This is a genomic window from Burkholderia cepacia ATCC 25416 (assembly GCF_001411495.1).
GTDB lineage: Bacteria > Pseudomonadota > Gammaproteobacteria > Burkholderiales > Burkholderiaceae > Burkholderia > Burkholderia cepacia.
In genome coordinates this window covers 2137420-2150825 of sequence record NZ_CP012981.1, presented here as the reverse complement: position 1 = coordinate 2150825, position 13406 = coordinate 2137420, and the positions used below count along the sequence as shown (strand labels likewise).

Sequence of the window (13406 nt, the reverse complement as noted above, 5' to 3'; positions counted from 1 at the left end):
GATCATGAACTCGATTCGGCGTTTTGGGGTATGCGCTCTGCTCGTCGCGACGGTGGCCAGCCTGTCGGCCTGCGATTCGATGTCACGACGCCAGCGCGATACGGCAATCGGTGCAGGTGTCGGCGGCGTTGCCGGCGCGGCGATCGGCGGCAGCGCGCTGTCGACGCTCGGCGGCGCAGCGGCCGGCGGCATCATCGGCAACCAGGTCGGCAAGTAAAAGGCGGCGCAGCGCGCCGCGACAGTCGGCCAGACGGCGTTTTCGCGGTGCGGAAGCGCCGTTTTCGCATGCGGCGCCGCAACGTGGCCGGCAGCCCGTGCGGAAATGATCCGTTACCGTTTTGCACACCGTGTCATCGGCGCGCGGCCTAAGCTTAAGCATCTGCCGATTGCCGGCTCCGCCGGAGAGACATCATGAACAGGACCCTCGTCGCCGCGGCGCTCGCCTGCGTGACGCTCGCCGGCTGCTACTACCCGTACGGCTATTATCCCGGCGGCTATTACACGGCTGCACCGGCCCCGGTCTATGTCGATCCGGGCCCCGCCTATTACTATCCGGCACCTGCCTACGCGCCCGCATGGGGCGGCTATTGGGGACCGGCGGTATCGCTCAATTTCGGCTTCGGCGGACGCGGCGGACACGGCGGCTGGCGCCATCACTGACCGGGCTCGACCGCCGGCACGCGGCCATCGCGTGCCGGCAACCGGCGACATTCCCGTTTCTTGCCATTTCATCGAAACGTGAAACGACGGCCTGGTAACGGGGTGTAAGATTCCCGCATCCCTTCCCCGCCCTTCACACTCGATGTCGCCCAAGAACGCCCTTCTGCTGACCGTGCTCGCTGCCCTGTGGGGTGCGTCGTTCCTGTTTATCCGGATCGGCGTCGTCGATCTCGGCGTGGCGCCGCTGATGGCGTTGCGGGTCGGTATCGGCGCGCTGTTTCTCGCCGGCTTCGCGCTGACGCGCTTCAAACCCGCCGATCTCGGCACCCGGCTGCGCCGTCACGCGTGGCCGTTGTTCGTCGTCGGCGCACTGAACTCGGGCATCCCGTTCTGCCTGTTCGCGTTCGCCGAGCTGACGCTGTCGGCCGGCGTGACGTCGGTGATCAACGCGACGACGCCGCTCTGGGGCGCGCTCGTGGCCTACCTGTGGCTGAAGGACAAGCTGTCGCTGCCGCGTGCGCTCGGCCTCGTGATCGGGTTCGCCGGCGTGCTCACGCTCGTGTGGAACCAGATCGCGAATGCGCATGGCGAAACGGGCGCCGCCGCGACCGCGCTCGCCGCCGCCGCGGCACTCGGCGCGACGCTGCTGTACGGCATCGCGGCCAATTACACGAAGCGCAAGCTGACCGGCGTCGATCCGCTCGTCAACGCGACCGGCAGCATGATCGGCTCGACCGTCCTGCTGCTGCCGTTCGCGATCGCCACCTGGCCGGCCGCGCCGGTCAGCGCGCACGCGTGGGGCTCGGTGCTCGCGCTCGGCGTCGCCTGCACGGGCATCGCGTATTTCATCTACTTCTACCTGATCGCGCATGTCGGCCCCGCCCGCGCCATCACCGTGACGTTCGTGATTCCGGTGTTCGGCCTGCTGTGGGGCGCGCTGTTCCTCGGCGAACACGTGTCGGCCGTGATGATCGAAGGCTGCGCGATCGTGCTCGTCGGCACCGCGCTCGCGACCGGCGTGATCAAGCGGATTCCCGGGATCCGGCCGCGCAGCGGCGAAGCGACCTGACGATTCATTCGGGTGCACGTATCGCCATCGGCCGGGCCGTGATGCCTTCCGACCGGGTGCCGGCTGTTCTCCGCGTCGCCGTGGAGGGTGACGCAGCGCCGCCGGCATTCGTCTGACGGCGACATGCGCTCGCGGCCCTGCCGGCCGCCGGGATTGCCCGCCTCGCCTCATCGTGCGCACCATGCTCACCATGCCGCCGGGTTGTCATGTGCGGCGGCGGCGCCCTTCGCGCCGCGGCGGTCATGCGCGGCACGCATGCGGGCGGCGCCGGCCGCAGCCGCATACCCGCGTGCGTCTGGAGTTTCCCTGATACGCGAGCGGCCCCATTCCCGTTACACTCCGAACACTTACCCGCAGAAGGCGGCCTCGATGTCTCACGTCCTTTCGCGTCCGCCGGCGCGTGCGACCGCTTCAGCGCGGCGGCGCGCTACCGCCCCGCCGCTCGCCCCCGGGCTCCGTTGACATGAAGCCCGCCCGCGACCTCTCGCTCGACTCCCTGCTCGACCGTCTCACGCCGACGCCCGGCGGCTGGGTCGCCACCTATCGCACCACGACGCTGCGCAGCGTGTTCCAGCCCGTGCTGTCGATCACGCACAAGCGGGTCGTCGGTTACGAGGCGCTGCTGCGCGTCGTCGACGCGAACGGCGCACTGATCTCGCCCGCCGCCCTGTTCGACAAGACGCGCGCCGACGCCGACGCGCTGCTGCTCGACCGGCTCGCGCGCTGCCTGCATACGGCCAACTTCGTCGCTCAGGGCATCGGCGACGGCTGGCTGTTCCTGAACGTCACGCCGCGCGTGCTCGACTCGGGCCTCGTGCAGCGCGAATTCGTCGAGGCGCTGTGCCGGCATTTCGCGCTGCCGCCGAACCGCATCGTGCTGGAGGTCGTCGAACAGCCGTCGCGCGACGAAGCTGCGCTCGCCCGCACGATCGACATGATCCAGCATCGCGACTTCCTGATCGCGATCGACGATTTCGGCACCGGATTCTCGAACTTCGACCGCGTGTGGCGCGCGCGCCCCGACATCGTCAAGCTCGATCGCTCGCTCGTCGAACGTTCGACCGGTTCGGCCGACGATCGCCGCATCATGCATCACCTCGTGTCGATGCTGCACCAGGCCGGCGCGATGGTGCTCGCCGAGGGCGTCGAGAACGACGATTCGCTGCAGGCGCTGATGGAAGCCGACATCGATTTCGTGCAGGGTTTCCAGTTCGGCCAGCCCGACGCATCGATCGCCCATGCCAGCGCGGCAGCACCCGCGATGCTCGACGCCGCGTGGCAGCGCTTCATCGCCCGCCGGCACACGCCGGTCGTCGCCGAGCAGCCGGGCTTCGACGCGATCGAGCGGCTCGTGCTGACCGGCGCGGCCGCGTTTTCCGCGAGCGGCAACCTGCAGGACGCCGCGCATCGCGTGTTCGCGGTGCCGGCCGCCCGCCGCGTGTTCGTCACCGACGAAACCGGCGAGCAGTTCCTGCCGTCGATCGGCGCGCCCGCCGACGACGGCCAGGCCGGCGTCACCCGCCTCGCACCGCTCTTTCCGGAGACCCACAGCAACTGGTCGCGGCGCCCGTATTTCCAGCGCGCGATCGCCGCGCCCGGACGCGTCGCGCTGATGGGCCCGCATTTCTCGCTGACGGAAGGCCGCGACTGCTATACGGCCGCCGTCGCGATCCGCGCGCAGAGCCGGCTCGTCGTGTTCTGCGTCGACTTCGTACTCGACAGCGCCGGGACCGTGATGCGGTAACCGGCGCGGGTGCGGGCGCCCGGCTGTCGCACCCGCGGCTCGTCCGCCCGACCATTCGTCAGTCGATCACCTTCCCTCTTCCCGACTTCACCGCGCTGCGGCGCGACTTGTGCTCGAGCCGCCGCTCCTTCGACGCGCGCGTCGGCCGCGTGGCGACCCGCGCGCGCGGCGTGAACGCAACGCCGGCGATCAATGCATCGAGGCGCGCCAGCGCGGCCTCGCGGTTTTTCTCCTGGGTGCGGTATTCCTGCGACTTGATCACGACGATGCCGTCGCGCGTGATGCGCTGGTCGGACAGCGCGAGAAGCCGCTCCTTGATGACAGGCGGCAACGACGACGCACGGATGTCGAAGCGCAGGTGGATCGCGCTCGACACCTTGTTCACATTCTGCCCGCCGGCGCCTTGCGCGCGCACGGCCGTCCATTCGACCTCGGCCGGATCGAGCGTATAGCGGATCATCATCGCGACGCCTCCATGCGGCGCCGTGCAAGCGCCTCGTCGACGCGCGCCGCGAGCCCCGAATCGCGCTGCGTGCGCGTCGCGACCGCCTGCGCCAGCACGCGCCGCGGCCCGATCACCTGCACGCGCGTGCGGGCACGCGTGACGGCCGTATAGACGAGTTCGCGCGTGAGCACGCGGCCGAACGATGCCGGCAGCACGAGCGCGGCTTCGTCGAATTCCGAGCCCTGCGATTTGTGGACCGTCAGCGCGAACGCGGTTTCGTGCGGCGGCAGCGCGGCCGGCGACACCGCGCGCGCGGTGCCGTCCGCACGCCGGAACCACACGCGCAGCACGCCGTGCGCGTCGGGCAGCGCAATGCCGATATCGCCGTTGAACAGCCCGAGCGCGTAGTCGTTGCGCGTCACCATGATCGGCCGCCCCGTGAACCAGTGCGCGCCGACCGCCAGCGGCACGCGCGCCGCGTGGCGCACGTGCGCGGCCACGAGCGCATTGACGTGCTCCGCGCCGCGCAAGCCGCTGCGGGTCGCGCACAGGATCCGGAACCGGTTGAGCGCGTCGAACAGCGGCAGCGGATCGGGCACCGGCGCCGCCAGCGCGTCGCGCAACGCGTCGAGGTAAGCACCGAACCGCCGCGCAAGCCGCTCGAGCGTCGACGTCGCGAGCGACTCGCCCGCATCGTCATGGAACGACGCGGCCGCCGAATCGTCGGCGGGCAGCGCGTCGAGCGCGGCCTGCACGTCGCCGCTGCGGATCGCGAGCGACAGCCGCCCGATCGGCGAATCGAGACCGAAGCGGTAGTTGCGTTCGAGCCAGACGACGCAGTCGGCGAGCGGTGCGGGTGCCGGCGCGGGCGTGGGCGCTACGGACGCGGCGGCGGGTTCGCCCGGCGGGTTCGATGTGACCGACGCAAGCGCCACGTCGCCTGCGTCAAACGGCGGCAGTTCGACGGCGTCGAGCCACGCCAGTTCGTCGACCTCGATCCATGCGGAGGCCTCGCCTGCGTCGCCAGCTTCACCGGTTTCGGCCGGCGGCGGCGCGACGTTGGACGACGAAACTTCGTCATCCTGCGGTTCGTCGTCGAAGAGCGATGCCTGTCTCGCATCGGCCTTCCGTCGCGACGCCGGCTTGCGTGTGGTGGCCGATGGCGGCGCCGGGACGCGGGACGCAGCGGAAACCGGATGCGCAGCGGGAACGGCCGCGACCACGGTCGCGGCCTCGTCCTGCACCGGCAACGCCGCGACGAATGCCGCCTCGTCGATGCCGAGCGCCTGCGCGATGCGCGTACGCGCCGCGACGGTAAACGCGGGTCGCGCGCTCAGCTCCGCGAATACGGCACCCGCCTCGACCGCGGCCAGTTGATCCTTGTCGCCGAGCAACACGAGCCGCGCGCCCGGCGCGAGCGCATCGAGCAGATGCGCGGCCAGCGCGACGTCGATCATCGATGCCTCGTCGACGACGATCAGGTCGTACGGCAGCGGATTGTCGCGATGATGCCGGAAACCGGCCGCCCCGCCGCCGCCCAGCAGCCGGTGCAGCGTGTACGACGTATCGGGCAGGCGCGCCGCGAGTTCGGGCGGCAGGTCGCCGGCCCGCGCATGCAATGCCTCCTGCATCCGCTGCGCGGCCTTGCCGGTCGGCGCGGCCAGCGCGACGCGCAGCCCCGGATGCGCATCGAGCAGACAGGCCAGCACGCCGACGACGGTCGTCGTCTTGCCCGTGCCCGGGCCACCGCTGACGATCGTCACGCGGCCGGTCAGCGCGACGATCGCCGCGACGCGCTGCCAGTCGACTTCGCCGTTCGCCGGCCCGAAGTAACGCGCGAGACTGTCGCGCAGCCGGTCGGGCGCAAGACCTTCGTCCGGCACGGTCGCACCGGCCTGCGCGACGAGCGCATCGGCGAGCCGCCGTTCGTAGTCGAAATAGCGCGACAGGTACAGGTGGTCGTGGCGGTCGACGATCAGCGGCCGCTCGTCGCCACGCGCGAGCGTGCCGAACGCGACCACGCCGCTCGCGGCGAGCGCCGCGCGAACCTCGTCGAGCGGTGTTTCGTAGCGCTGCGCGAGCGCGCCGAGCGCGACGCACACGTGGCCGCCTGCCGTCGCACGACTCGTCGCGAACGCGGCGCGCGCCGCCCAGCGCGCGGCCGCGGCCGGCGCGCCGGCGCGGCGAGCGAGATCGCCGATCCGCCGCGCGAAACCTTCCGCGAGCGCGATGCCGAAATCGGCGGGCTCGGGCAGCCGCGCGACGAGGCCGCCGGTGAATTCGAGCGTATCGTCCTGCGCGTTCATGCGCGGCCCCCTTCCATCACCCGGTCGAGTGCGTCGACAAGCGCGCGCGCGGGCCGCCGCGCATGCACGCCGGCCGGCTCGCCGCCGCTGCGCCAGCCGGGCCGTACACCCCGCACGAACAGGTACAGGTAGCCCGCGACATGCGTGTCGTAGTCGTAATCGGGCAACCGCCCGCGCAGGTAGCGATGCAGCGCGACCGTATAGAGCAGCGCCTGCAGGTGATATGCGTGGTCGGCCATCGCGACGTCGAGCGCGCGCGGGCCATAGGCGTCCGGCGTCGTGCCGAGATGGTTCGACTTCCAGTCGACGATCCAGAAGCGGCCGTCGTGTTCGACGATCATGTCGATGAAACCCTTGATGAAACCGGCGAGCATGCCCGCCTCCAGTGCAACGTCCGGGTAGCCGTGCGCGACCAGCAGGCGGCGTAGCGCCATCAGGTCGAGCGACGGCGCCGGGAACAGGAACCCCATTTCGTCGAGCCGCTTCGCGGGATCGAGATCGACGAGCCGCATGCCCGGCACGAGCTCGGTGTGCACGACGTCATCGACCAGTTGCACCATCATCGCCGGCAGACGTGTCGCGAGTTCGGGCCCGGCCTCGACCGGCCGGTCGTGCAGCGCACCGAGCGCGGCCTTCGGCCACGACTCGGGCTCGGTGAACCGGCTGAGCTCGAACAGGCGGTGCAGGCACTCGCCGGCCGCCGCGCCGCGCGGGAACACGAGGATGTCGTCGTCCGGCGGTTCGGGCGCAACCGTATCGGCCAACAGCCACTCGGCATCCGGCGCGACCGCGGCGAGCGCATCGTGGTCGGGCCGCAGTTCGTCATCCGGCACGGCCGCGACGCCCGCCTCCTCGCGCGCCATCGACGCGGTCAGCGAACTGAAGCTGGCCATCCGCCAGGCATCGCGCAGCACGCGCGTCGCATGGCGCGCCGCGAGCGTCTGCGACGCGTCGTGCCCGGCCGCCAGACGCTCGGGGCGCGCAGGCGCCGGCAGCGGCGCGACGCTTACGGGGCCGCCCGCGAGCGCGTGCCACGCCGTATCGAGCGCGGCTTCGTCGGGCGGCTCGTCGAGCCATGCATCGAACGACTGGCCGGCGCCGGCGACGAGCCAGTTGAGCACGCTGCGTCGCGCCTCGCGCGTCGAGCGCGACGACAGGTACGGCCCGGCGACGACGTAGCAGCGATAGACCGCACGCGTGAGCGCCACGTAGACGAGCCGCGCGCGCTCCGCGGCCTGCTCGCGTAGCGCTTGCTGCGCCGCATGCGCGGCCGCCTCGTCGTCGCACCCGTAATGCAGCACCGCGTCGCCCGCATCGTCGTGGTATTCGCGCGCATCGGGCAACGCGGACGCGGGCGGCTCGCGCAACCCGCCGTCGTTCAGGAACGGACAGAACACGATCGCGTATTCGAGGCCTTTCGACTTGTGCACGGTGACGATCTGCACGAGGTTGCGATCGGATTCGAGCCGCAACTGCGCTTCCTCGCCGCCGCCGTCGAGCCGTTGCGCGGCAAGCCAGCGCAGCGTCGGCGCGATGCCCGGCTGCGCGGACGCGCGTGCCTGCGTCAGTTCGGCCAGATGGTTGATGTCGGTCACGCGACGCTCGCCGTCCGCGCCGGCCATCAGCCGCTCGGCGATCCGCAATTCGCGCGTGAACGTGCGCCACATCACCGCGAAACCGCGTTCGCGCCACAGCAGCCGGTACCGCGAGAAGCGCTCGACCCAGCTCATCGCGTCGGCGCTGTCAGCCGCGGACGCTTCGTGTGATGCATCACCGTCGCCCTGCTCCATCCGCCACAGTGCGCCGGCATCGAGGCCGAACCAGTCGGCTGCGAGCGCCGCGCGCAGACGTCGCAGGTCGCCCGGCGCATCGATCGCCGCCAGCACGCGTTCAAGCTGCTCCGCGTCGCCGGTCGAGAACACCGAGGCCTGCGCCAGTTCCACGCTGCCGATGCCCCACGTGGCCAGCACGCGCTTCACGAGACTGCCCTGCCGGTGCGTCTGCACGAGCACTGCGATATCGCCCGGCGACAGCGGCGACTCGCCGAGCCGCACGCGCCCTACGCGCGCGCCCCGCATCAGCCGGGCAATCTCGGCGGCACAGGCCTGCGCGGCCTGTGCCTGCGCATCACGCTTGAGCAACGTGCCTTCACCGCCAGGCAACGCCCACACCCGGAAGTCGCCTGCCGGGCCCGGATCGGTTTCGTCGACGAACGGCGCGCGCACGCGCGTGCCGGCACGCACCGCGTAATAGTCGAGCCCGTCCAGCACGAACGCGCGCGGATTCGACATGAAGAAGCGGTTGCACGCATCGACGATCGCGGGCGTCGAGCGCTGGTTGACCGCGAGCGTGTAGCACGCGCTCGCCCGCGCGCGCGCCGCCAGATAGGTATGCAGATCGGCCGCGCGGAAGCTGTAGATCGCCTGCTTCGGATCGCCGACGAGGAATAGCGGGCCGCCCGGCGCGAAGATCCGGTCGAAGATCGCGAACTGCAGCGGGTCGGTATCCTGGAACTCGTCGATCAGCGCGGCCGGATAGCGCGCGCGCAGCGTCTCGGCGAGCCACGGATGCGCATGCAGCGCGTGGTACAGGTTCGCCAGCAGATCGTCGAACGACACGATGCGCCGCGTGCGCTTGCGCTCGGCCAGCTCGCCCGGCGCCATGTCGAGCCATTCGGCGATCAGCGCGAGCCAGCGCGCGCGTTGCGCGGCTTCAGCCGCCGCCACGGCCGCCTCGAGCGCGTCCGCCACGTCGAAGAACGCGTGTTCGGGCGTCGCGCCGCCTTTTTTCGTCGCCTTCACGAGCGCGGTGCGCGTGAGCTTCAGCGCGGCCTTCGGCAGCGCAGCCGTCGCGTCGCCCTGCGCGAAATGCGCGGCCCATGCGGCGAGCGCATCGGCAACTGCTTCGGGTTTGTGCGAACGCTGGTTGAGCGCGGGCTGCGCGGCGCGCAGCAACGCATCGATCGCTTCGCGCTCGGCCGCCCATATCCGCCCGGCCTCCGCGAAGCATTCGGCCGCGGCGGCCTCGGCCGATTCGTCGGGCTCGGTCACGCCGTCCCAGCGCAGCGCGGCGAGCGGCTTCTTCAGCCGGCGCGCGAGCTGCGCGTCGAGCGCGGCCGGCCCGGCGCCCGATTCGACGAGCCAGGTCGCGAAACCCGGCCAGCGTGCGGCCGCCGGTTCGACGCGCGTGCGCCAGAAATCCGCCGCGAGTTCGAAGCGCAGCGACGCATCGTCGGCCTCCATGTCGAACGCGAACGGCATCGCGGCCGCGAACGGCGCTTCCTGCAGCGCGCGCTGGCAGAACGCGTGGATCGTATGGATGGCCGCCTGGTCGAACGCGCGCAGCGCACGCCGGATCCGTTTCGCGGCCGTTTCGGGATCGAGCTCGCCACCTTCGCCGAGCGTCGTCTCGAGCAGGCGCTCGATGAACCGATCGCCGCCGTCGTCCCCCGTGTCGAGCGCATGCGCAAGCTGCGCGAGCCGGCCGCGAATCCGCTCGTGCAGCTCCGCGGTCGCCGCTTTCGTGAAGGTCACGACGAGGATTTCGTCCGCGCCGAGATCCTTTTCCAGCAGCAGGCGCACATAGAGCGCGCAGATGTTCCAGGTCTTGCCGGTGCCGGCCGATGCCTCGATCTGGTTGACGCCATCGAGCGGACACGCGAACACGTCGAGTTCGAGCGCCTGCTGCGGCTGCGACACGGCGCTCATGCAACCTCCTTCAGATGCTCGACGAGCGGATCGAACACGAGCCGCGCGAGCGTGGCGAACGGCTCGTCGAGCGACGCATGCGCGCCGCGCCATGCGATCGCGATGGCCGGATCGTCGGCTTCGCTCACGACCCGTTCGTTGATCCAGACACTCGCGGCCTTGGCCTCGCCGTCGGACACCCGCGCCCATGCGCTGCGCGGGAAAAACCGCAGCGGCATGCGCCGCCCCGCGCGAAACAGCGCGGCAAGCGGTGCGAGCTGCTCGAGCGGCGCCGCGACAGGCGTCAGCTCGAACGCGCCGCCGCTGCCGAACCACAGCGTGCGGCGCGGGCCGCCGGGCTCGATCGCGCAGTAGACGAGATGCGCAAGCCACGCGGACAGGTAGTCGCGCGCACTCGGCCTCGCATAACGGTAGATGATCTGCCCGGCCTGCGTCAGCCGGTTCAGCGTGCCGTGCAGTTCAAGCGGCGCGCTCACCGCGTCGCCCGACAGCAGCGCGTCGTGCGCGCCGAACAGCGCCTGCTCGGTATCGGGCCACGCGGGCACGACGGTGAGCGAGAACGACCGCCGCTCCATCCCGTCGGCCAGCGCACGACGCACGTTCGACGCCAGCTGTGTCATCGAGCCGAGCGCCTGGTCGCGCCACACGGCGCCTGTCGCGCCGCCCGGCAGTTCGGGGCTCGCGTCCGCGATGCGCAGCGCATGATCGTGCACGCCGCCCTCGTCCGACTCGATCAGCAGCGGCAGCACGCGCTCGGCGAGCGCATCGCTGCCGGCGAAGTCGAGCGCGAACGGTTCCGTATCGAGCAGTTCGGCCTGCGCGTCGGCAAGCACGATGCCGAGCCGGCCACGCAGCAACGCGCGCGCCGGATGGCGCCAGAAGCGTTCGAATTCGCTGAATGCGACAGGCTCGACCGGTTCGGCCGGCAGCGGCTGCGCGAAGAACGGCAATTCGCGCGGGCCGTCGCGCGACGCTTCGGCGGCGAGCAGCGACGCGAGCGTCGCCCGCTCGGCGTCATAGGACACCAGCGCGCTGCCGGGCTGGAAATACGCGGCCGCGAACGGTTGCAGCGGATGCTCGACGATGAACGCGCGCCGCGCGGCATCGACCGCGTCCGGCGCGGCGTCGGGGCCTGCCGTGACGAGCGCGAGATGGTCGAGCAATTCGTCGACGAGTGCCGCGGGCGGCAACGGCGCGTTGTCGCGAATGCTGCGGCCCGTGTACGCAATCAGCAACCGGTCGCGTGCGGCGAGCAGCAGGTCGAGAAACAGGTTGCGCTCGTCGTCGCGGCGCTGGCGATCGCCGAGCTTCGGCAACACGGCCATCAGGTCGAATTCGTCCGCGCGCGCGAGGCTCGGCAGCACGCCATCGTCCATCCCGAGCAGGCAGACGACGCGATACGGCAGCCCGCGCAGGCTCGTCAGCGACGAGAACGTGACGCCGCCCCACGGCACCCCGCCGCGCGCCGGATCGTCGAGCGCGGCGGCCAGCCCGGCCCGGACGACGGCCGCCGGCAGCGCTTCGTCGGGCGCCCCCTCCGTCATCGCGGCCAGCATCGCGTCGAGCGCGTCGCGCACGCCCGCGAGCGCATCCGCATACGCGGCGCCCGAATCGAAGAAACGCGCGAGCGTGTCGGCGAACAGTTCGCTCCAGCCGTGCGGCGTATGCGATTCGGCCAGCCGCCGCGCGAAGCCGTCGAGATCGTCGGTGAAGCGTGCAAGCCGGCCGAGCAGTTCGGCCTCGCTGCCGGTGGCCGCCTCGATCGGCAGCCACGCGCCGACCGGCGCCGCGCCTTCCGGCATCGCATAACCGAGAAAGAGCCGCGCGAGCGCATCGGAGAACGTATGACGCGGCGACGGCACGGCCGCATCGTCGCTCGCGAGCAGCGACAGCCCGCGCCGCGCGCCGGCGGCCGCGAGCCAGGTCTGCACCGTCTCGAGCGCCGTCGCGTCGATGCCGTAGCGTGCCGACACCGCGTCGACGCGCAGCCATTCGACCAGCTCGGGCGCACCGACCTGCCGCTCCGGCAACGCGAGCCAGTCGAGCAGCACGCGCGCGACCGGGTTCGCCTGCGAAGGCGGCAGGCCGGTGATCCGGTAAGGCACGCGTGCACCGCCACTGCCGGCCGTGCCGAACACGGCATCGATCAGCGGCCCGGCCGCCGCGAGATCGGCGACCGCGACGAGCACGTCGGACGGCTGGAGGCTCGCGTCGGCGTCGAACCACGCGAGCAGCCGGTCGTGCAGCACCTCGAGCTGGCGCGCGAGGCTGTGGCACACGTGCACCTCGATGCCGCGCTCGGCCGGGGCATCGCCGGCTTCGGCCTCGGGCCGCAGTTCGAGGATCGCGTTCTGCACACGCGCGAGCCACGTCGGCGCGGGATTCTCGATGAAACGCGACGCGTCGCCCGACGCGGCGCTTTCAGTCAGTTCGTGCAGCATGTGCAGCTGCGCCTGGGTCTGCCTGCCCCATTCGGCGAGCAGCGGATGGCCGACCTCCTGGTAGTCGAGGCGCCCTGCCGCGTCGAGCGCCTCGGCATGCGCGGCGGTCACGATGTCGAACCAGAATTCGCGGCACGGGTTCAGCGCATAGACGCGCACGTCGATCCAGCGCGACAGCTCGCGCAGCAATGCGACGTGCAGCGGCGGCATCGTCGGCAGCGCGAACACGCTGACCGATTCCGGCCAGTGCGAGCGTGCGCGCGCGACGGTTTCGGGGTCGAGATGGCGCGCCTCGACGAGGAAGCGGTGCGCCGGCGGCGTGCCGCTGTCGCTCAGCTCGGCGAGCAGCGCGCGCCACAGCGCGGCCTGCCAGCGCTCGTCGTCGCGCGCGGCGTCGCTGATCCCGCGCGGCGCGCCGTCGCCCGCGAGCACGGACTCGCCGGCCTGCCACGCGGCGAGCCACTCGGGACGATAGGTCAGGTAATGGTCGAGCACGGCCGCGACGCGGTGGGCAAGCTCGTAGCGCATCGCATCGTCGGACGCGGACAGATACGCGGCCAGCCGCGGCGACGCGAGCCACGGCGCACCGTCGGATGCCTGCGCGAACAGCCGGTAGCAGCGCCACACGAGGCGGTCGGGTGCGAACGGCGAACGCGCGGGCACCGTCAGCACGCAGCCGATCTGCGCCCACAGCCACTGCGCGAGATACGTGAACTCGACGTTCGCGCATACGCCGTTGCGTGCGGCGATGTCGAGCTCGAGGCGACGGCGCAGCGCCGCGCTCGGCACAATGACCTGTTGCGGCGCCCACGGGCCGTTGCGGGCCGGGAACGCGGCCAGATCCTCGAGCAGCGCGTCGGCCAGCGTTTCGTGACGGTTCGAATAGAAGAGATGGAGCATGAAGCAGGCGTCGGAACCTCGCGCGGGCAGGGCCGGGCGAACAGGATCATCAAGGATAGCAAATGGACCGCCTCCGCGAACCTCGGCCGGAAAGCCAGGTTTTGCGGACCGCGAAATACGATAGACTCGTCGCC

8 protein-coding genes are annotated in these 13406 nt (G+C 71.3%); 4 read left to right on the top strand and 4 right to left on the bottom strand.

What is annotated here, in order from left to right:
- Positions 1-4: 4 nt before the first annotated feature.
- The 4 genes from APZ15_RS09805 (at position 5) to APZ15_RS09790 (ending at position 3473) form a co-directional block, all read left to right on the top strand.
- Positions 5-217, top strand: coding sequence for a glycine zipper 2TM domain-containing protein (locus tag APZ15_RS09805; RefSeq protein ID WP_021162063.1), 213 nt, complete (start codon positions 5-7; stop codon positions 215-217).
- Positions 218-411: 194 nt separating this feature from the next.
- Complete coding sequence (locus APZ15_RS09800; RefSeq protein WP_027787942.1) at positions 412-660, top strand: hypothetical protein; 249 nt, start codon at positions 412-414, stop codon at positions 658-660.
- 142 nt (positions 661-802) lie between these two features.
- Entirely contained in the window at positions 803-1729 is a 927-nt protein-coding gene (locus tag APZ15_RS09795; RefSeq protein ID WP_027787943.1) for a DMT family transporter, read from the top strand.
- A gap of 463 nt (positions 1730-2192) precedes the next feature.
- A complete protein-coding gene (locus APZ15_RS09790; protein ID WP_027787944.1) occupies positions 2193-3473 on the top strand; it encodes a sensor domain-containing phosphodiesterase in 1281 nt (426 codons plus the stop codon).
- A 58-nt stretch (positions 3474-3531) separates the two neighbouring features.
- Here the strand turns inward: APZ15_RS09790 and arfB are convergent, their stop codons facing one another.
- From arfB to recC, 4 genes are read right to left on the bottom strand one after another with little or no spacing between them, the layout of a single operon-like run.
- Positions 3532-3936, bottom strand: a complete 405-nt coding sequence (arfB, locus tag APZ15_RS09785; protein WP_021162067.1) for an alternative ribosome rescue aminoacyl-tRNA hydrolase ArfB — start codon at positions 3934-3936, stop codon at positions 3532-3534.
- Complete coding sequence (locus tag APZ15_RS09780) at positions 3933-6224, bottom strand: AAA family ATPase (protein WP_027787945.1); 2292 nt, start codon at positions 6222-6224, stop codon at positions 3933-3935. Before APZ15_RS09780 ends, arfB begins: the two co-directional genes overlap by 4 nt.
- Positions 6221-9931, bottom strand: a complete 3711-nt coding sequence (gene recB / locus APZ15_RS09775) for an exodeoxyribonuclease V subunit beta (RefSeq protein WP_027787946.1) — start codon at positions 9929-9931, stop codon at positions 6221-6223. The genes APZ15_RS09780 and recB overlap by 4 nt, the downstream gene beginning before the upstream one ends.
- A complete protein-coding gene (gene recC, locus APZ15_RS09770; protein ID WP_027787947.1) occupies positions 9928-13272 on the bottom strand; it encodes an exodeoxyribonuclease V subunit gamma in 3345 nt (1114 codons plus the stop codon). Before recC ends, recB begins: the two co-directional genes overlap by 4 nt.
- Positions 13273-13406 lie beyond the last annotated feature (134 nt).